This is a genomic window from Ruegeria sp. YKSD179 (genome assembly GCF_059612885.1).
In genome coordinates, this window is record NZ_JBXWRL010000016.1 from 34,268 (window position 1) to 54,040 (window position 19,773).

Below are 19,773 nucleotides of genomic sequence, written 5' to 3' on the forward strand. Positions count from 1 at the left end.
ATGCGAGAACCCTACTCTCCGTAGGGCACCCAGACGTTCTTGATTTCAGTTGCAGCCTGCAAGAACCGGCGGGATTGGTCCACGCTCCAGTCAAATGTCGTCGCGTTGTTGACCCAGGTCCGTTTCAAGTTTCCGGCCGAAACGACTTCGATCTCTTTCGACAAGTCTGATGACGAGAAACTCCAGACGGCGTCAACATTCAGATGCGAGGCCAGCGGCATTGCCAATTCGGTATGGCTCCCGGTTAGGATGTTGACGACGCCTGCGGGAACATCTGAAGTCTCTAAAATTTGGTAGAAGTCGGTCGCAGCCAGTGGGTAAGGTTCAGAGGCAACCAGAACAATCCGGTTGCCCATCGCAATCGCCGGTGCCATGGCTGAAACCAACCCCAAAAGAGGTGTCTCGTCGGCGCAAAGTGTGCCAATTACGCCCACAGGTTCTTTCATGGCAATGGCCACACCACGGATCGGGACGCCATGCACCTGACCGTCATACTTGTCCGCCCAAGCAGCGGCCGTGAACAAGCGCTGAATCGAGGCCTCAACCTCTTTTGCACCGTCTTTTTTGCCGGTCATTGAATCGATGCGGGCAGCGAATTCATCAGCGCGGGCCGAGAGGTTTTCGCCGATATAATACAAGATTTGCGCGCGCAGGTGGCCAGTGGTTTTCGACCAGCCTTTGGCACCTGACGCGGCCTCGACCGCGTTGCGCACGTCTTTGCGGTTGGCAAGGCCCACGTGGCCCAGCAAGCCGGACTTGCCCCAGACCGGTTTAGAGTAGCCGCCATCTGGCCGAGCTTGCTTACCGCCGACATACATTTTTGCGGTGCGGTCAATTGGGTCAACAGGAGCGCCTTCGCCAAGAATGGCTTCGATTTTTGTCAATGGTTTAGCCTTGCCCTTCGGCTTCGTGTAGGCCGTCAAGCCTTCCCAGCCTCCCTCACGACCAAACCCACTTTCACGAACCCCACCAAACCCGGCCGCTGCATCAAACAGGTTCGTCGCGTTTACCCAGACCACACCAGCAACAAGCTTGGGGGCGATATCCAAGGCGAGGTTCACGTTCTCGGTCCAAACTGTTGCAGCCAGCCCATAACGGGTGTTGTTGGCCAATTCTACGGCCTCAGCCGGGGTACGGAAAGTTGATGAAACCAGCACCGGTCCAAATATTTCCTCTTGCATCAACGGGTCCGAGGTCTCCAGCCCCGAGATCAGCGTTGGCGGGTAGTAGCAACCATTCTCGGGCAGCTCGCAAGCCGCATGATGAACGTGACCGGCCGTGTTGCGATCCACCATGGCTTTGATGGTTTGTAACTGCACCGGGTCCACGACCGCGCCGACGTCGATGCATTTGTCCAGCGGGTTGCCGACACGCAGTTTATCCATGCGGGCGCGCAGTTTCTCGTGGAAGCGGTCTGAAATGCCTTCTTGCACCAATAGACGAGAACCCGCACAGCAGACCTGACCCTGATTGAACCAGATCGCATCGACCAATCCTTCGATGGCTGAGTCGAGATCGGCGTCGTCGAAGACGATGTAGGCGGACTTGCCACCCAACTCTAATGTTAGCTCTTTGCCCGAACCTGCGGTCGCTTCACGTATACGCCGTCCAACAACCGTCGAGCCAGTAAAGGCGATTTTGTCTACGTCCGAGGCGACGATCATCTCACCCACCGCGCCGTCGCCGGTCACAATGTTCACAACGCCCTTCGGGAGGCCGGCCTGTGTGCAGATATCCGCAAACAATAGTGCGGTCAGCGAGGTATACTCGGCTGGTTTCAGAACCACCGTGTTCCCCATTGCAATCGCCGGAGCAACTTTCCAGGCGAGCATCAGCAAAGGGAAGTTCCAAGGGATGATCTGACCGCAAACTCCCAGCGCCCTTGCCTCAGGCAACTCGCTCTCCATGAGCTGTGCCATACCTGCGTGGTAATAGAAATGGCGTTGCACCAACGGTATATCGATGTCTCGGGATTCACGGATGGGTTTGCCGTTATCCATACTCTCAAGTACAGAAAACAGACGTGAGTGTTTCTGCAATAGACGGGCGATGGCATAGAGATAACGTGCTCGGCCCGCGCCGCCTAGCTTCTCCCATTTTGGTTGAGCTTTGCGGGCGGCAGCAACTGCCGCGTTCACGTCCGTCTGTTTCGCCTGTGTCAACTTGGCAAGCACTTCTCCGGTCGCAGGGTTGCGGCTTTCAAATCCATTACCGGGTTTAGTAAACGCGCCATCAATATAGTGACCAAACTTGCCACCTTGATCGACTAACCAAGCAAGCGCCTCAGCAGCGCTTTCAGGGGCAGGGCCGTAGTCCATCGTTTCGAAGATTTCTTTGACTGTCATTGTTCTTGCCCTCAGCCCATCGAATGCCTGTAGCCAGCCGAGTAAGCCCCGGTGACGTAGTGTTCCAACTGTCGCTCGATGTCCCCCAACAGCGAAGACGCGCCAAAGCGGAATAAATCAGGCTCAAGCCAACGGTCACCCAACTCATCTTTAATCAGCGACAAGTAAACCAGCGCGTCTTTAGCTTTGGAAATTCCTCCTGCAGGTTTGTATCCGACACGATATCCGGTGCGGTCATAGAAGTCCCGGATCGCCCTTATCATCACCAGCGAGACAGGCAGCGTCGCGTTGACGCTTTCCTTTCCGGTCGAGGTCTTGATGAAATCGGCTCCAGCCATGATGCACACCACTGAGGCACGGGCGACGTTTCGCAAGCTGCCCAACTCTCCCGTCGCTAAGATTGCTTTTACGTGGGCATCGCCGCAGGCTGCGCGGAATGCTTTCATTTCATCGTACAAAGCCTGCCAATTGCCCGACAGCACATGGCGGCGTGAGATGACAATGTCGATCTCTTCAGCTCCGGCTTTTACGCTTTCTTCGATCTCAGCCACGCGCAGGTGGAACGGCGAAAGCCCCGCTGGAAACCCGGTTGAAACGGCAGCAACCGGAATGCCAGTCCCTTTGAGCGCATCAACGGCCGTCTCTATCATGTCGTGATAGACACAAACCGCACCTGTTGTGATAGGTGGCATATCTAAAGCGTTCAAAATCGAAGTTGCCACTGGCTGTCGCGCTTTTGCACACAACCGGCGAACACGGCCCACGGTATCATCGCCTGATAGGGTGGTCAGGTCGATCATTGTGACCGCCTTTAGCAGCCAAGCGGCTTGATGCTCTTTCTTGACCGAGCGGCGACCAGGCAAAGTTGCAGCACGCCGCTCAATCGCCGAGGTGTTGGCCTGAACGGCGCGTACCCAATCCAAATCAAGTTCGGTGCCGGGGTTTCTGGGTTCCGTTACCTGCGGCAGATGCGCCGTGCGCACTGGGCTTTCTGAGCTCTGCGTATCCATCTTCACGTCCTATGGGAGGTTTGAGCCAAAATCGCATGGGTTTGGCTTAAATGGAAGGCCACCGGCAGGATAGATGGCGATATTTTGACCAATTGGAAAAAATCCTCTTCTTTCTTGCGAATAATTCTCAATAGCATTGACTTAGTTGCGAATGGTTCGCATATTCTAGCCTCTAGAGAACACCAGAATAGGATCACAGATGATTCGCCGCAGTTTTGTCGCCGCATTAGCATTTACCGCTGCCCTGCCGTTTGCGGTTTGGGCGCAACCGCCTTTGAAGGTGGTCGCTACGACTGGGATGATTGCTGATGCTGCGCGCCAGGTCGGTGGGGAGCAAATTGAGGTCAGGGGATTGATGGGCCCTGGCGTGGATCCTCATGCCTATCGCCAGACTCGCAGCGATATCGTCGCAATGACGCGCGCCGATCTCATCTTGTGGAACGGTCTTTATCTGGAGGCACAGATGGAAGACTTTTTTCACGACCTCGGACGCAAACGGACTGTGGTTGCTGTGGCAGAAGGTGTCGACCCTTCGAAACTGCGGGCGCATGATGACTATGCCGACAAATTCGATCCACATGTGTGGATGACGCCGGACTTGTGGCGGGATGTAGTTTTAGAGGTTCAGGCTGCGCTGACATTGGCCCGACCCGAGGCCGCGGAATCTTTTGCGTCAAATGCCCAGCTCCATTTGGCCGAACTCGACCGGTTGACGAAATATGCGCAGGATACCCTGGGTAGTGTCCCTGATAACAGTAAGGTGTTGGTCACCGCTCATGACGCCTTTGGCTATTTCGGCGACAGCTTTGGTTTCGAGGTTTTGGGTATTCAGGGCATTTCGACCCAGTCAGAAGCGGGGCTTAACAGGATTGGAGAACTGGTTGATCTTTTAGTTGATCGCAAGATCTCAGCCGTGTTTGTCGAAAGTTCGGTGTCTGACCGTTCTATGCGGGCATTGATCGAAGGTGCTTCAGCAAAGGGACATGCGGTTGCAATCGGTGGTGAATTATTCTCGGATGCGATGGGAGAGGCCGGCACGTACGAAGGAACGTATATCGGCATGCTGGATCACAACATCACAGTTATCGCAAGCGCACTTGGTGGTGATGTGCCGACGGGCGGTATGAATAACAAGCTGTCAGCGGGGTTCTGATCGATGTTAGACTTGGTTAGCAGTCAGGGAATTACCGTTGAAGACCGCGGCCCCGGTGACAGTCCGCTGGCCGTAAGGGGTCTAACCGTTTCCTATGGGCAGAAACCTGCGGTGTTCTCAGTGGACATGACCGTACAACCGGGTGCGATGACTGCCATTATTGGACCAAACGGAGCGGGTAAGTCGACCCTTTTAAAGGCAGCGCTGGGAATTGTTAAGCCGTTGTCCGGGCTGGTAACTGTTTACGGGCGGCCACTTGACCAGCAACGTTCGAGAATAGCTTACGTGCCTCAACGCGCCAGTGTCGACTGGGACTTTCCGACCCGTGTTATCGATGTGGTCCTTATGGGTCTTTCCCGCGAGTTGGGACTGTTGGGCCGCGTACGGGCGCGCCACAAATCTCATGCGAAGGACTGTCTTCATCGAGTCGGCATGCGCGATTTCGGGGATCGCCAGATTGGACAATTGTCTGGTGGTCAGCAACAGCGGGTGTTTTTGGCCCGAGCATTGGCGCAGGAAGCAGATCTGTACTTGCTGGATGAACCGTTTGCCGGAGTAGATGCTGCCACAGAAAAAGCAATCATTGGTGTGCTCAAGTCACTCAAGTCATCTGGAAAGACAGTCGTTGTCGTGCATCACGACCTTGCAACAGTCACTGAGTATTTCGACCACGTTTTTCTGATCAATACGCGCAAGGTCGCAGAGGGGCCGGTCGCTGAGGCCTTTACCGCCGAGACACTCCAATCAACTTACGGCGGGCGGTTGGCAACAGCCCAGATCGATCAGATTTCGGGCGTACTGGGATAAATCATGCTTTGGGATGCTTTGGCCTTGCAGCTTGGCTATAACGCCACGCTGGTAGCCATCGGTTCGACTTTATTGGGCGTTGCTGCAGGGATAACTGGGACATTTTTGTTCCTGCGAAAAAGAGCACTGGTAAGCGACGCGGTCAGCCACGCGACCTTGCCCGGAGTTTGTCTTGCATTCTTACTATTGGTCGCATTGGGCGGAGATGGTCGCAATCTGATAGGGCTGCTAGCGGGTTCCGCAGTATCAGCATGGCTAGGCCTGCTTTGCATGAACTGGCTGACACACAATACACGTTTGGCCGAAGACGCAGCAATCGGCGCTGTTTTATCGGTGTTCTTTGGGTTCGGTATTGTTCTTCTAACTATCATTCAATCACTGGGTGTTGGCAGGCAGGCTGGGTTAGAGGGTTTTCTTTTGGGTACTACCGCAGGAATGCTCAGACTGGATGCGCTGATAATCGCGATCGGAGGCGCAGCGACTCTGATCTTGGTTACTGTAATTCGACGGCCGATGATGATGGTCGCCTTTGACCCTGAATACGCTGCGGCCCGGGGTGTTGCGGTCAATCGAACCGATCTGGCGATGATGGGACTGGTCATGGCCGTAACTGTAATCGGCCTAAAGATTGTTGGTCTGATCCTGATCGTTGCATTGCTGATTATCCCGCCGGTGACGGCTCGTTTCTGGTCTGAGCGCTCGGATCTTGTCGTATTGTTGGCCGGAATGGCGGGTGGTCTTGCCGGATACTTGGGTGCTGCAATATCGGCATCAACTCCAGACCTGCCAACCGGACCGATCATTGTACTTGTCAGCTTTGGGTTTTTTGCCCTGTCACTGTTATTGGCACCGGCAAGAGGTGTATTGGCAGCCGTCTTGCGCCACGTGCAATTTCAACGCCGCATACACATCCGACAAGGGTTGTTAGCGTTGGCACAAGGGCAAATGATTTACGAGCCATTAACGCTGCGATTGCTCCACCGTGCTGGGTTGGCCCGGGCAGACGGTGTTGCGACAGATGCCGGACGTGCGCGCGCAGCCAAGGCATTGCGCGACGAAAAGAGATGGGAAATTGTGCGTGCCGATCTGACCCATGAGGCGACAGCGGCGCTCTATGATGGGCTTAGGGATATAGAAACAGTACTGACAAAAGACCAGATAGAAGAGATTGACCTTCGAATTGGCGGTCCGCACGGGATACAGCCATGAACGGAGAAGAATTCGTAACCCTTTCCCTTACACCTTTGCTTATAGGCACATTTTCGGCAATCGCTTGCGCGTTACCGGGAAATTTTCTGGTATTGCGAAAACAGGCGCTGATTGGTGACGCCATCAGCCATGTTGTTTTGCCGGGGATCGTCGTGTCCTTTTTGTTGACGGGTGCGATTTCGACATGGCCAATGATGTTGGGTGCCGCAGGCGCCGCCATTGTGTCGGTTGTGATGATTGAAGCGATCCGTAGATTGGGCAAGATAGAACCCGGCGCGGCCATGGGTGTAGTCTTTACCTCAATGTTTGCTGCAGGCGTTTTACTGCTGGAACAGACCGACACGTCAACCGTGCACTTGGATGTCGAACATGCGTTGTATGGCAATCTGGAAAGTTTGATTTGGTTGGACGCAACAGGATGGCAATCCGTATTGGACCCTCAGGCGCTAGCGGGGTTGCCACCGGAACTTCCTCGTATCGCTATGACGCTTCTTGGAGTGGCTCTGTTCACATGGATATTTTGGCGCCCGCTCAAGATATCGACCTTTGACGAAGGTTTCGCCCGTACGATAGGGATTCGAACCGGGCGATTAGGTCTGGCGCTGGTTATAGCTGCCGCTATTGCCGCCGTCGCGGCATTTGATGCCGTTGGGTCAATTATCGTAATTGCGATGTTTATATGCCCACCTGCTGCGGCGAGGATGATGACAAACCGACTGGAGACACAGGTCGTTTGGAGCGTTTTTTTTGCCACCGTTTCAGCAGTTTTAGGTTATGTGCTTGCGGGATACGGGCCGCTTTGGCTTGGCGGTCTTAATGCGGTCAGCGCGGCTGGCATGATTGCGACGGTTTCAGGATTGATTTTGATGATCTGCGCAATTTTCGGTCCGTGCAGAACTAGATCAGGGGCGCCAAACAGTAATTAGCTCGGCATATTCACGCCAAATCCAATGCTGTGGTTTAGGCTGAACTTCGCCAAACACAAACAATAACTAATTATTAATAAGATTTATTTCGAATCTCATGATAGATGAATTTAAATTGTTAACAGGATGACCACCACTCACGTTGAATTGTCCGGCTTTTTGTGATCACATTCGCTTCCCCCTTGTCGAAGTGATCACAAAGGCCGGACATTTTCGTTTTGGCGCCTTTGTTTCGTAAAATCGTCCGCTCAAACCTGTGGCAGAATCGCGTTCTGATATGCTAGGTCTTGGGGTATGGCGCAAACTAACCCCAATATCAACGATAACCGCCCAGTGATACGACAGCTTGACGATACTGCAATAAACCGAATTGCAGCAGGCGAAGTTGTCGAACGTCCTGCTTCGGCAGTCAAAGAGTTGGTAGAAAACGCTCTGGATGCAGGTGCCGACCGCGTTGCCATCGATATCGCCGATGGGGGCAAGACGCTGATTCGCGTCACGGACAATGGGTGCGGAATCGCGGGTAGGGACTTATCGCTGGCCCTGTCCCGGCACGCTACTTCAAAGATCGACGGATCAGACCTGTTGAACATCCATACGTTTGGTTTTCGGGGAGAGGCATTGCCTTCTTTGGGGGCCGTTGGCCGCCTGACAATAACCAGCCGTATCGAAGGAGAAGAGGCGGCCTCGATCCACGTTGCAGGCGGCAGTATGGAAGCGATAAAACCTGCAGCGCTGCGCTCGGGCACAGTGGTCGAGTTGCGTGACCTGTTTTTTGCGACGCCCGCACGTTTGAAATTTATGCGCACCGACCGAGCCGAAGGGCAGGCGATCACCGATACTGTCAAACGCCTTGCGATGGCCGAGCCTGCCGTTGCGTTCACTTTGCGCGACGTTTCGGGCGGAGGCCCGGGAAGAGCGGTATTTCGCGTGGACCGCGAGAACGGTGATCTATTCGACGCGTTGCACAACCGCCTTGCGCGCATTCTGGGCGGAGAATTTGCCGAGAACGCCTTGCGAATTGATGCAACGCGCGAAGGTATCAGGTTGTATGGTTACGCCGCACTACCAACTTATTCCCGCGGTGCTGCAGTTGCCCAGTATCTTTTCGTCAATGGGCGACCCGTGCGAGACAAGATGCTGACCGGGGCATTGCGGGCAGCCTATTTCGATTTTCTTAGCCGCGACCGTCATCCTGCTGCAGCGTTGTTTGTTGAATGTGACCCAACCTTAGTGGATGTGAACGTGCACCCGGCAAAATCCGAAGTGCGGTTTCGTGATCCGGGCATTGCGCGCGGTCTTATCGTCTCGGCCCTGCGCCATGCATTGGCCGAGGCCGGACATCGCGCTTCTTCGACGGTGGCCACGGCAACACTGGGTGCCATGCGGCCGGAACCAATACCGTCTAATCCGGCTAGGGTCTACCAGATGGACAGAACACTCCCGGCGGCGCGACAAGTTGCTTATCAAGCGCAGGAATCAGGATTCGCTGAATTATCCCGCGACTACAGTGGAAGAGTTGTCGAGCCGGTAGGCGATCCTGAAGTTCATGAACCCACAGAGGATTTGCCATTGGGTGCAGCGCGCGGGCAAGTCCATGAAAATTATATAATAGCGCAGACAGCCAACGGTATGGTGATCGTCGATCAACATGCGGCCCATGAAAGACTGGTTTATGAGAAACTCAAACGTCAGATGGCCGAAAATGGTGTTGCCGCGCAGGCCTTGCTGATACCCGAGATTGTTGAGCTGTCAGAGGTTGACTGCGCCCGGCTTTTGGCTGTTGCCGATGACCTTGCGCGTTTTGGTCTGACGCTTGAGCCTTTTGGCGGCGGGGCGATTGCAGTGCGTGAGACACCAGCCGTACTTGGGGAGGTCAACGCCCGTGCGATGGTTCTAGACATCTTGGATGAGCTGGCTGATCAGGGCGAAAGTCAAGCGGTGCAGGCTCGGATCGAGGCGATCCTTAGCCGGGTTGCATGCCACGGTTCTGTTAGATCTGGCCGCAGGATGCGGGCCGAAGAAATGAACGCACTTCTCCGTGAGATGGAGGCGACGCCGCACTCGGGCCAATGCAATCATGGTCGTCCGACCTATGTGGAACTTAAGCTGAGCGATATCGAGAGGCTGTTCGGGCGCAGTTGATCTAAATGCCTGGTAGGGCTATGAAGAATAAAACAAGAACACACGAGTAGAGATGATTGAAATCGCAGGCACCGAATACTCATTGAATGACCCAATGGTAATGGCCTCCCTGATTGGTGTTGCAGTGACATTTTTGATTCTTGTTTTGCTTTTTCTGGCGCTGCGTGCTGCGAACCGTTCGGCCAGAAACATTGAACCGCTTACCCGTCAGATGGTCCAATTAGGGCAGCACGTACAGCAATTGGGGCAAGGGCAGGAACAACTGCGCGGTGGATTGCAGCATGTTTCGGACACTCAGGCCACCGCACAGGTTCAGGTGATCCAAACGGTGGAGGCGCGGCTTTCCTCCGTACAGCAACAGATGAACGATCGGCTGGCGGACAACGCGATGAAATCCACCCGGGCTCTTGCCGAAATGCAAGAGCGGATGAAGGAATCGTTGCACGGATCGTCAAAACAGACTGCGACCTCCCTGACCCAGTTGCAGGAACGACTGGCCGCCATCGATAAGGCACAAGACAATATAACTAAGTTGTCCGGCGATGTTTTGTCTTTGCAAGACATCCTCTCCAACAAGCAAACCCGTGGCGCGTTTGGCGAGATTCAATTGAATGACATCGTTTCCAAGGCGCTGCCTGCAGATAGTTTCCGGTTACAGGCGACGCTTTCAAATGGCCGCCGGGCTGATTGCCTGATCAATCTGCCCAATCCGCCGGGCCCAATCGTGATCGACAGCAAATTCCCATTGGAAGCTTATGAGGCTTTGATCGGGTCCTCTAGCGACGCTGAATTTAAGTCGGCTGTACAAATGTTTAGGACCACGGTCCGAAAACATATTACCGACATATCAGAAAAATATATTCTGGACGGCGAAACGGCCGATGGTGCGCTGATGTTTTTGCCATCAGAAGCGGTTTACGCGGAACTGCATGCCAAGTTCCCCGAACTGGTGCAGGAGAGTTTTTCAAAACGCGTCTGGATTGTCTCTCCCACCACATGCATGGCTACGTTGAATACGATGCGTGCAATTCTCAAGGATGCGCGGATGCGCGAACAGGCTGGTGCGATCCGAAAGGAGCTGGGGATGTTGCACAAAGATGTTGAACGTCTAGGTGAACGCGTCACAAATCTGGATCGACATTTTGGGCAGGCGGCCAAAGATATCTCGGACATCAAGATCAGCGCCGAAAAGGCCGGACGACGGGCACAGCGGCTAGACAATTTTGATTTTGAAGAACTGGTTCCAGAGGATCACAACAACGTTGTCCCGTTAGGCAAAACCGAAGTTTAAACTCTATTGAATCGACAGGTCCAGATTGTAGCCGACCGTTTTCCCAGTGTCACGGTCGTTGCCCATAAGATAAACGCGAATCGTGTAGTCCCCGTCTTCGGGCAGATTGATCCGGGCAGTATTTCCATCAATTGAGCCAATATATATCGCGGTCCCATCGCTGCCGGGTGGCAAGATATTGAAATAGATAACGCCATTTCCGTTAGTGTCGCTGACGCTAAGTTCAGCAAACATCTCCTGGCCGGCTTTTGCGCCCAACGTATAGTCGAAATACTCGTTCCCGGTGATCGTGCCGTTGACCATTGTGCCGTAGTTGCCAGGTTGAAACTTTACCTCAGCGGTAGACTGCGCTTGTGCCAACGCTCCTATGGTCGAAAAGACAATCGCTACGAACAACCACTTCACACTTAGCAACCTCTTTGACTCGATCCGGATATAAACGTCAGATCCGTAGGAATGGCTGGAACAGACGCGGCATCAGCTTGTTGAACCTAAGTGGCGCATCTGTCACGGCTAGGCAAATGCAATCTTCTGACATATCCGCAACAGGCGTGTGTTCCAGATCTTCGTCCGCAATCTCAACGTCACCGCGCGCAAAATGGTCCACCTCATCCGAGAACGCGCCTTGCAAAACCATGGTAAGTTCCATGCCGTTATGACCGTGATCAGGTACCGCGGCCCCTGCGGGAATGAACAATAGGCGCGCAGTCGCCTCGCGCGTTGTCGGCAAAATTGCCTGTTTCACTCCCATACCAATTGATTTCCAGCGGATCGCGCTGACATCACCGCCGACATATTCCTGAAGCGGAGTCGGCAAGACGGAGCAAGATGGCCGAACAGTTTTGGGTGTCGGTTCACCTTTGGCAATTAGTGCCATAGTTGCAGTCAGAGACTCCTCACCCATTTGCAGAGGCATCTCGTGGTCGTCTAGAACGAACCCACCGACGGCGTCAAAACTTTCCGCCTGCGCACGGCAATGGTCACACAACGACAAATGCGTAGCGACCATCAAGTCGAAAGCCTCGGGTAGAGATCCTGCTGCATATGCCATCAGCAGGTCGTCGGTCAGGTGATGTTTTATGTCCTTACTCATCTCATTCAACTCAATTCATCGCATGGCGCAAGCGGTCCAGCGCCAGCCTTATACGTGATTTGATAGTTCCCAAAGGCAACCCTGTCTGCGACGCAATCTCGCGGTGACTCAGGTCTCCAAAATAAGCCTTCTGGATCAGCTCTCTTTGCGCATCCGGAAGCGCCGCCATAGCGTCACGCAGCTGCGCGGTTTCCTGTTGAAGCGCAATCACATCGTCCTGATCAGGTTCCGCCTCGGGGCCCCAACCCAGATCTTCGGGTTCAGGACGGCGTTGTTTGCGCAGGACATCGATGCGCTTGTTACGGGCGATCGTGAACACCCATGTTGCAACCGTTGCTCGGGACGGGTCGAACAGATGGGCCTTATGCCACAACGTCGCCATTACTTCTTGCGCGCATTCTTCCGCCGTAGTTGCGTCCGAACCTGACTTAATCAGAAACGCCTTCACCCTTGGGGCAAAGTGTCGGAACAATTCGGCGAAAGCCAACTGATCTTTTTCGTCCCGAATGCGTCTGACGTGGAGAACCCACTCTTGCCGGATATCGCAGCTGTTGTTCGATCCGTTCACCGACTTACCCCTGACACTTTTCGGCGCGAACTTGGATGGCACAAAATCAGGCTCAGCCGACGGTGTGTCCAAGGTCGCGATATCAGTTTCGGCAAACATAACCACAATACGCGCCGCAGCCCAAGTCGGATCACTTTATTTAATTGTTTTAATCCACACTGCGCTAAACTTCGTACAACTGTATGAAACGCTATACGGAATATTCTGTATTTTTAGCAGGTTACGGTCAGAACGAAAATCGAAACTACATGAACGAAATAGAGCATATATCTGGCCATACTTATCACGGCCGAAAGGGTTCAATTAAAAACTCCTTTCGTTATTCCGTGGACTACATCCTATTCGACCCAGAAGGTCGGCCGAAAACGCCGTTTTTATTTTCTGTCAACAAGGCAAATATTACAAACTGGCGGGATCGCGATCATGGTGGCGATCCGGGCAAAGGCACCGGGGCCGCGTGGCTGCGGAAACGGTTTGATGAATTGCAGTTTCCCCAGCCCGCTCGGATTGTGTTGCTAACGCAACCGCGTGTTTTGGCTCACGTTTTTAACCCGGTCAGTTTCTGGTTCTGTTTCGATCAAAATGACGGTCTATACGCCGTTGTGGCCGAAGTCACGAATACCTACGGAACCCGCCACAGCTATCTATGTCACAAACCAGACCTTTCGCTAATTCAGCCTTCGGATCGCATCGTCGCTAAAAAGCTGATGCATGTCTCACCGTTTCAAAAGATCGAAGGTGTATACACTTTTCGGTTTGACTATCGTTTGGAAAGGGTAGGCGTGTGGATAGATTACACGCGGGAAAACGGTGGTCTTATCGCGACCCTCACCGGGCCCCGAAATTTGCTGACAAATCGCACAATACTTTGGGCTTTGGTCCGACGCCCGTTTGGCGCAAGGCGGGTTTTTGCGCTAATAGTTTGGCAGGCCGCCAAGCTCTGGTTTAAAAATGCCCGATTCCGGCCGTTTCGTTCAGAACCCGTGCCTTCCTGCCCAATCTCTCGCCCGCGCGAGCAATAGGGGTTTAGTTTGCTCAAGATCAAAGACGCAAGCCTGAGATGGTGGTTTTGATTGATGGAAACCGCGGACACAGGAGTTGGTCATATGCTGGAGATTTCGGCTAGAAAAGTCGCCCAAGTTGCGATGATGGGGCGAGAACTGGAACGTGCAGAAGGCGAGTTGCGCGCTTTTGTTGACCGAATGAGTGAGGATGAACAAGCAGAGCTGGTCGCAATAATGTGGATTGGTCGTGAAAGTTTTTTTGCCGAAGATCTGGCTGAGGCCATTGTGACCGCTAAGACCGAGGCCTCGACCCCCTGTGCCGACTACTTGATCGGGACTCCACACTTGTCTGACCACTTGGAAAACGGGCTGGATGCGCTGGGAATTTCGGCGGAAGACGTGGAAAACGATCTCATGTGAAAACCATTCTGCTGTTCAAGGGGAGCATCCAATAGGGATGAACCTGCAACATGTCGCAGAACTCTTAGTTTTTGTGTAAGCTGGCACAGGAGTATGTGATCGGCCTGTAGCTATCAGGCTGCGTTTTGGATAGAGCAGATTTATGCTTCGCACATTGCAGTTGGTAATATTCTGCGGAATTGTTCTGGTTGGGTTCTTGGCGCCTAGGCCTTCACTTGCTTGCGGGGTTTGCGTAACATTGCCGGAATACTCTCTGGCAGATCGCATTTTGTCGTCGCGCGTGATCGTTCTTGCCGCTCCGTCTCCTGACAATCCATTTAAGTTTGTTCCCGTGAAAGTCTTGAAAGGAACATCCGACCAACTTGCGAGGGCACCGGAAATTCCATTTTTGGTGGATAGCTCGACACGTGCAGCTTTTCGCGCTGATCCGAACCGAAGAGTTTTAATGATTTATGGATCCTCTTTGCTGGACAAAACAGGACGAGGCCTTTCAGCTGAGTGGTCTAAAGCCTTTTTGGTCACTCCTGAACGTGCTGAATTTTTGAGCCAGGTCCGCTCAAGTGGGCAAAGCTGGGGCATTGGACAGAGCGACTCGCGGGACCGCATAGAATTCTTTACCCATTTTCTGGAACATCACGACCGGGTGTTACGCGATACTGCGCTGTTAGAAATTCACCGCGCTCCTTATCCCATTGTGCGTGAACTGGGGATAACTGTTTCAACTGACGTGCTGCGGCAGGATCTGCGAACCGTTGGGCGTTATGCTTATGCACCTGCTGCAATCCGTTTGCTTGGGTTACAGAAAGATTCGCAAGCGCGAGAGTTTGTTCGATCCCAATACTCATCCTCTTTAAAAACCGGAGGAATAAGCCTTCGGGAATGGGCCGTTGCCGGAATAGAAGCAGATGGGTCAAAGGCCGTCGCCCAAATTGGAAACGCGATCGCGGAAAATTATGGAACGCAGGACGATCTGAAAGCTTTGATCCGCGCGCTTGCCGATGCAGGAGCTGTGGCACCGGAGCATCGAGAACAAATCTCTGAAGTCTTCAAGCAAACACTGGAAGATGATCCTGCGTCAGTTGTCTGGATAGCGGCTGCGGTGAATGTTTGGGAAGACGACACACTGAATTCGACTTTCGAGGCGTTGCTTGCATCGGACGAAACTCCACCGGCGGCGCAGTTCCTGATCAGAAACTTACTTGAAACCGAAGACCCAGGCTAATCGCGGATTGCATGAGTTGAATTGTGCCAACTGGCCGCCCAAACCCGCAATTCTTACGATGCAGACTTTCATTAACATAGCTTAATGAGTCGTTTTGGCGTCGTTAAGGCAGTGCTCCTTTATTTTAACTGTACAGAAAAAAAGCAGTTAATTCTTGGAGGAGAAAAACAATGGAATATACCAATAAAGTAACGCCCCAAAGCAGTGTCTTTGCGGGCCTGTTTTCTGATTTTGCCGAAGCTCGGGTTGAACAATTCCGTCGCAGGCTATTCTCAAAAACCGTTAATGAACTCAGACGGCTGAGTGACCAGCAACTGGACGACATTGGTGTGCCGCGGGAGCAGATCGAACGGAAAGCTTATGAAAGCGTCTACAATCACAGACCTTACCGTCATTGACCGCGATACGGGCAAAACATTCATCGGCCCGTCGGAATTCAAAAGTTATGAGGTATCCACCATGTTTGATGTAATACCACCGACCGACAACTCCCCCTTGGCCAGTGCCCTTTTGTTGTTTGATCGAGCAATGCGGATAAACGCTATCAAAGGGGATATTGTGTTTGCGGCCCAACAGTTAAACGGGTTGACTGATCATCAATTGGCCGAGCTTGGTCTGAACCGAAAAGATATCGAGGATACAATTGATCGGTACATCTAAAATTGCACCACTTATCCTCAACAAAGCTAATTTTTTGATGGGCCGTTCAAAATACTTGAGTGGCCCATTCGTTTATTTGGATTGATACATTCGGTTGATCGACCAGACCTAAAGTCCCGATTTTTTGAACTCATCAGATGTTCGGTCAGGATTTTGACATTCGAAGGCAATCACAATTGGAGAGAAAGCAGCTTTCGGCAAATGGCCGAGGTCTGTTTCCATCTGGATCCACGAAATGTAAAATTAGTATTGATCTTTCACATGATCTACGATCTGCAATTGTTGTGCCAGTTTATCGACTTCCGCCATCCATTGGCTGACCAGTTTCGGATCACTGGGCGCAGCGTGTACCCCAACAGGAATTTCGCGGTTTAATACTGCCTCGACGGCCAGCGACACCGGGATAGACACCAGTCGTGCCATTGCTGTGCCACGATCATCGCCCCAAGCATCCATGACATAGGTTTTGTGCCAAACTTCTTGCCCATCCTTTTCGGCTTTTAGGCCTACGCACAGAACAACCCGATCAGGTTCGCCTTCGTCGTAAGCGTTTTCGCTCCAGAACTGGTCCGACATTTGTTTCAAACGAGTTTCGCCTTCGGGTCCGGACAGTGTTTCGATTTCGGAAAAAACATCTGACCAAGCATCCGCCCATCCGTTTAGTCGCAAGGTGCCACGTACAAATTCCTTGACTGGCCAATGGTCTTCAAAATGGTACTGGGCCATGAAAGGGACGGAGTCACGGTTTGGATAAACTTCGAAACTTTCAGGGATTGGTAACGGAGCGATATAGCTGCTGATCGCATCCCAAGGGCGTGCGACGTCCAGCGTTGCGTAGTCTCGGATCGACTTCGAGGGGGACCGAAGCGCTTTGAGAACGCCTAGCGGCGACCAGCTGAACTTGTATCGGAATGGGTTGGGGTTTTTCGGGACGCCCCCGCAATAAGAAATAAAGCTAAGATGGTTTTGCGGATCGAATGCGCTCGATGCGCGGTAGTCATCAACAAGTGCGTGGGCCATCAAGTGATCAATCCCAGGGTCCAGGCCGACCTCGTTCACCAATGCTACGCCAGCGTCACGTGCCTTATCGTCCAGCGCGCGCATTTCTGGAGCAATATAAGAGGAAGAAACGAAATTCGCCTGTTTAGAGATCGCCAGTTCCGCCAACGGGACATGCCAATCTCCGGGCAGCATGGAAACGATCACGTCACCTTTTTCAAGGACCGAACCCAGCGCGTCGATGTCAAAGGCTTGGATGTCGTTTGTTAAGTCTCCAACCTCAACTTTGGCTTTTTCAATAGTCCGGTTCCAGACTGTGACTTTGTGCCCGCCTTCGATCAGGCGGCGCAGACCTGGGATTGCCGACAGGCCAGTTCCACACCAATGAATCGTCATCGCTTAGATCCCTTTTACATGCGATTTGTACGTAGTCGCCGCTCGACCCCAAACACCGCCATTGATATCCGATAAGGTTAGCAGAGAAGGCAGTAGCTGAGCTGCATAATCTTCGGAACTTTCGACCGGCAGCATTGACGGCAGATTGTCGATTGCCATCACGTCCATCACCGGATCGGTGGCGACACGCACGGCCGGGGCGTCCCAGGTGGTCGCGTGATCGTAGACGGGAACAGGGTTGTAATCACTGTCCGGGTCGCAAGCTATGTCGCCAATTGCCGTCAGGTTGCGGGGAGAGCTCAGTGCAGCCCTTGGAACAAAAACTGGTGTTCCTGGGCGGGCCAGTATGCAGTTCAGAAACAAGTCGTGTTCAAGAATTTCCAGAAAAGGTCCACCGCTGGCGGTCTCGGCCATGTCCCACTTTGTAACCTGAACGCCCATCGCTTCGCACAGATCCGAAGCCCCCGCTCCAACACGGCCCAAAGCGCCGATGACGATTGCGCGAGGGCGCGAAATTTTAATGGAATCAAGTTCAGCCAACAACTCTGCATTCAACGCGTTTTTGCTGGGATATACTCCAACCGGGGGGCATTCCTCGTCCCGTTGCTGCGCCGCCCATGTCTTTAGCGTGACTGCGGCCCCAGCGTAGCCCGCCCAATACCCAAATGCAGCAACACGGCGGCCGTTTTCGTCCACCAGATACTCCAGATCGTATAGCGTACCGCCCCCAGCCTTGAACCTTCCTAACAGAGTGCGGCCAGAATGCTGACCCTTGAAAGCGTGGCCGAACATAATGTGACGGTGAGGCAGGGGTGTACCATCTTCGGGCAATTCCTTGAGGCCGAAGATGACAGCATCCAACGGTGCCTCCGGCCAGGAATTCTCGGTCGCGATTTCGCATCCAGCTTCTTTGTAGCCATCAATCGGAATGGCACGGACACGGCTTTCCTCGACAGTTACACGAATTCCGGCGGCGATCAGCGCGGCGGCACCCTTGGGTGTTAACCCAACCCTTTCTTCGTTCGGGCGCTGTTCAGCCCGGACCCAGAGATGTGTCATCGAGAATCCTTTGCTCAGAGCATTCCAGCGGCTTTTACCGCCTGAACCGACTTTCGTGCATTCATCGCCTGACGAAAGGCGACGATCTTGGGAAAGGCGGAGACATCTACGCCATCGCCTTCCAGCCAAGTGCAAACAACGTACAGGTAAGCATCGGCCAGCGAGAACGTCTCACCCAAAACAAAGGGACCGCGTAACCCATTGGAAGAGATGTATTCACATGAAGCCGTCATCGTCTCGGCAACTTTTGAAGCCATATCTTTCCAGCTGTCTTGATTGTCGGCCCAGCGTTGTCCGCGAAACTTATGCGCATGATTCACATGCATTGTTGATGCCAGATAATACATTACTTCACGCATACGCGCGGCCAAGAACGGATCGTCCGGAACCAAACCGGCGTCGGGCGATTTAGCGGCGACAAACTCTAGCAGCGCGCCCGTTTCAGTCAGGATGCCGCCGTCGATCACAAGCGCTGGAACACGTCCCTTTGGGTTGATCTGACAGTAGGCTGGTTTGGTTTGTTCACCGGCGGCAAAGTCCAGGCGAATTGTTTCATACGGCAGCCTGGCCTCTTCCAAAGCGATAGCGACAGCGACGGAAATCGTACGCGGGGCATAGTATAGCTGTATCAAAGAAGTCCCTCAGGATGGTGGTTACAGATGCGTCTGGGCGAAGTGCCTATCAGGGGCTTCCAGATGCGGTACGGCATTGAAAAGAACGGGGCTGAGCTGAGCCCCTATAGGATGCAGACGATGTAACGATGTGTTCATGATGGCAAGGGCCACCCGTGCCATAGACGGTATGTCCAGCCCCATTGCCTGACGCACCGCCATTGAAATCAGGCCGCCTGAGGTCACAACAATGGCTGGTCCGCCCTCTGTTCCAATCTCGCGCAGCGCATCTGAAACCCGAGTTTCAAATTGATCAAAGGTTTCGGGCGCGTTCGCAATATCTCCGTTTGCCCAAGCGCCAAAAGTTTGCGGGAGATGCTCAACAAATCCTTCGCGGTCAGTTGGAATGGGCACGCCGTGCTGTTCGTGAAACAGTTGGGCCAAGGTGAAATACTCAATTTCATTCAGACGTTTGTCGAGGATTGGGGACGGCAGACCCATACTGCTGGCTGTTTCCGTATGGCGGTTCAAGGTGCCGCAAAAAACGCGCGGATAATGTGCGTGGGTGTCGCGAAGATGACCGCCCAACCAGCGCGACTGTTGATGGCCCAGATCGCTCAGCCTGTCGTAGCTCGATTCATCCCGCGCTGTTGTGTTGGCTTGTCCGTGACGCACCAATGTAATGTATGACATGTCGGTTCCTCTTGGCGAGAAGTCTTAGGGCAGGATTCGGACCGGGACCAGAGGGGTTTTGCCTGCTCAACCAGAAAAGCCAATATGCCGTTTCTACCGATACGGTGCGATACTGAAAGGTAGCACTGTCTTGCTCACTGCGGCGTTGAGTATAATGTTATC

The 19,773-nt window shown here is 53.3% G+C and carries 20 protein-coding genes; 11 read left to right on the forward strand and 9 right to left on the reverse strand.

The window, feature by feature from the left end:
- Positions 1–11 precede the first annotated feature (11 nt).
- Together AC2FNE_RS10510 and deoC are read right to left on the reverse strand one after the other, a co-directional pair.
- A complete protein-coding gene (locus AC2FNE_RS10510; protein WP_170603073.1) occupies positions 12–2,345 on the reverse strand; it encodes an aldehyde dehydrogenase family protein in 2,334 nt (777 codons plus the stop codon).
- Positions 2,346–2,356: 11 nt separating this feature from the next.
- Complete coding sequence (gene deoC / locus AC2FNE_RS10515) at positions 2,357–3,355, reverse strand: deoxyribose-phosphate aldolase (protein ID WP_496805334.1); 999 nt, start codon at positions 3,353–3,355, stop codon at positions 2,357–2,359.
- A 199-nt stretch (positions 3,356–3,554) separates the two neighbouring features.
- Here deoC and AC2FNE_RS10520 point away from each other — a divergent pair, with 199 nt between their 5' ends.
- The 6 genes from AC2FNE_RS10520 (at position 3,555) to AC2FNE_RS10545 (ending at position 10,886) form a co-directional block, all read left to right on the forward strand.
- Complete coding sequence (locus AC2FNE_RS10520) at positions 3,555–4,508, forward strand: metal ABC transporter solute-binding protein, Zn/Mn family (protein ID WP_170603077.1); 954 nt, start codon at positions 3,555–3,557, stop codon at positions 4,506–4,508.
- A 3-nt stretch (positions 4,509–4,511) separates the two neighbouring features.
- On the forward strand, positions 4,512–5,315 hold the full coding sequence (locus AC2FNE_RS10525; RefSeq protein WP_496805335.1) for a metal ABC transporter ATP-binding protein: 804 nt from the start codon (positions 4,512–4,514) through the stop codon (positions 5,313–5,315).
- 3 nt (positions 5,316–5,318) lie between these two features.
- Positions 5,319–6,524: a metal ABC transporter permease gene (locus AC2FNE_RS10530; RefSeq protein ID WP_170603081.1), complete on the forward strand. Its 1,206-nt coding sequence runs from the start codon at positions 5,319–5,321 to the stop codon at positions 6,522–6,524.
- Positions 6,521–7,450 carry a metal ABC transporter permease gene (locus AC2FNE_RS10535; protein WP_170603083.1) on the forward strand — a complete coding sequence of 310 codons (930 nt, stop codon included), beginning with the start codon at positions 6,521–6,523 and terminating at the stop codon, positions 7,448–7,450. The genes AC2FNE_RS10530 and AC2FNE_RS10535 overlap by 4 nt, the downstream gene beginning before the upstream one ends.
- A gap of 294 nt (positions 7,451–7,744) precedes the next feature.
- Positions 7,745–9,595, forward strand: coding sequence for a DNA mismatch repair endonuclease MutL (gene mutL / locus AC2FNE_RS10540; protein ID WP_170603085.1), 1,851 nt, complete (start codon positions 7,745–7,747; stop codon positions 9,593–9,595).
- 52 nt (positions 9,596–9,647) lie between these two features.
- Positions 9,648–10,886 carry a DNA recombination protein RmuC gene (locus tag AC2FNE_RS10545; protein WP_170479429.1) on the forward strand — a complete coding sequence of 413 codons (1,239 nt, stop codon included), beginning with the start codon at positions 9,648–9,650 and terminating at the stop codon, positions 10,884–10,886.
- Positions 10,887–10,889: 3 nt separating this feature from the next.
- Here AC2FNE_RS10545 and AC2FNE_RS10550 read toward each other — a convergent pair whose 3' ends face one another.
- The 3 genes from AC2FNE_RS10550 to AC2FNE_RS10560 are packed head-to-tail and all read right to left on the reverse strand — an operon-like array spanning position 10,890 to position 12,646.
- Entirely contained in the window at positions 10,890–11,291 is a 402-nt protein-coding gene (locus AC2FNE_RS10550) for a hypothetical protein (protein WP_367648129.1), read from the reverse strand.
- 37 nt (positions 11,292–11,328) lie between these two features.
- Positions 11,329–11,979, reverse strand: a complete 651-nt coding sequence (locus AC2FNE_RS10555; RefSeq protein ID WP_170479425.1) for a ChrR family anti-sigma-E factor — start codon at positions 11,977–11,979, stop codon at positions 11,329–11,331.
- Between the two features lie 10 nt (positions 11,980–11,989).
- Positions 11,990–12,646: a sigma-70 family RNA polymerase sigma factor gene (locus AC2FNE_RS10560; RefSeq protein WP_496805346.1), complete on the reverse strand. Its 657-nt coding sequence runs from the start codon at positions 12,644–12,646 to the stop codon at positions 11,990–11,992.
- 149 nt (positions 12,647–12,795) lie between these two features.
- On the opposite strand from AC2FNE_RS10560, the gene AC2FNE_RS10565 reads away from it, so the two are divergent.
- The 5 genes from AC2FNE_RS10565 to AC2FNE_RS10585 all read left to right on the forward strand — a co-directional run bounded on the left by AC2FNE_RS10565 (position 12,796) and on the right by AC2FNE_RS10585 (position 15,853).
- Entirely contained in the window at positions 12,796–13,569 is a 774-nt protein-coding gene (locus tag AC2FNE_RS10565) for a DUF1365 domain-containing protein (RefSeq protein ID WP_496805347.1), read from the forward strand.
- Positions 13,570–13,653: 84 nt separating this feature from the next.
- On the forward strand, positions 13,654–13,971 hold the full coding sequence (locus AC2FNE_RS10570) for a DUF3775 domain-containing protein (RefSeq protein WP_170479421.1): 318 nt from the start codon (positions 13,654–13,656) through the stop codon (positions 13,969–13,971).
- A gap of 142 nt (positions 13,972–14,113) precedes the next feature.
- Entirely contained in the window at positions 14,114–15,193 is a 1,080-nt protein-coding gene (locus tag AC2FNE_RS10575) for a hypothetical protein (RefSeq protein ID WP_496805336.1), read from the forward strand.
- Between the two features lie 170 nt (positions 15,194–15,363).
- The gene (locus AC2FNE_RS10580; protein ID WP_170603095.1) at positions 15,364–15,591 is read left to right on the forward strand and encodes a DUF1127 domain-containing protein; all 228 of its coding nucleotides are present in this window, start codon (positions 15,364–15,366) and stop codon (positions 15,589–15,591) included.
- Entirely contained in the window at positions 15,554–15,853 is a 300-nt protein-coding gene (locus AC2FNE_RS10585; RefSeq protein ID WP_170603097.1) for a DUF1127 domain-containing protein, read from the forward strand. Before AC2FNE_RS10580 ends, AC2FNE_RS10585 begins: the two co-directional genes overlap by 38 nt.
- A gap of 243 nt (positions 15,854–16,096) precedes the next feature.
- Here AC2FNE_RS10585 and AC2FNE_RS10590 read toward each other — a convergent pair whose 3' ends face one another.
- From AC2FNE_RS10590 to AC2FNE_RS10605, 4 genes are read right to left on the reverse strand one after another with little or no spacing between them, the layout of a single operon-like run.
- Complete coding sequence (locus AC2FNE_RS10590) at positions 16,097–17,248, reverse strand: saccharopine dehydrogenase family protein (protein ID WP_170603099.1); 1,152 nt, start codon at positions 17,246–17,248, stop codon at positions 16,097–16,099.
- A gap of 3 nt (positions 17,249–17,251) precedes the next feature.
- The gene (locus tag AC2FNE_RS10595; protein ID WP_170603100.1) at positions 17,252–18,307 is read right to left on the reverse strand and encodes a saccharopine dehydrogenase; all 1,056 of its coding nucleotides are present in this window, start codon (positions 18,305–18,307) and stop codon (positions 17,252–17,254) included.
- Between the two features lie 14 nt (positions 18,308–18,321).
- Complete coding sequence (locus tag AC2FNE_RS10600; protein ID WP_170603102.1) at positions 18,322–18,936, reverse strand: glutathione S-transferase family protein; 615 nt, start codon at positions 18,934–18,936, stop codon at positions 18,322–18,324.
- Positions 18,937–18,960: 24 nt separating this feature from the next.
- The gene (locus AC2FNE_RS10605) at positions 18,961–19,611 is read right to left on the reverse strand and encodes a histidine phosphatase family protein (RefSeq protein WP_170603104.1); all 651 of its coding nucleotides are present in this window, start codon (positions 19,609–19,611) and stop codon (positions 18,961–18,963) included.
- Positions 19,612–19,773: the final 162 nt, after the last annotated feature.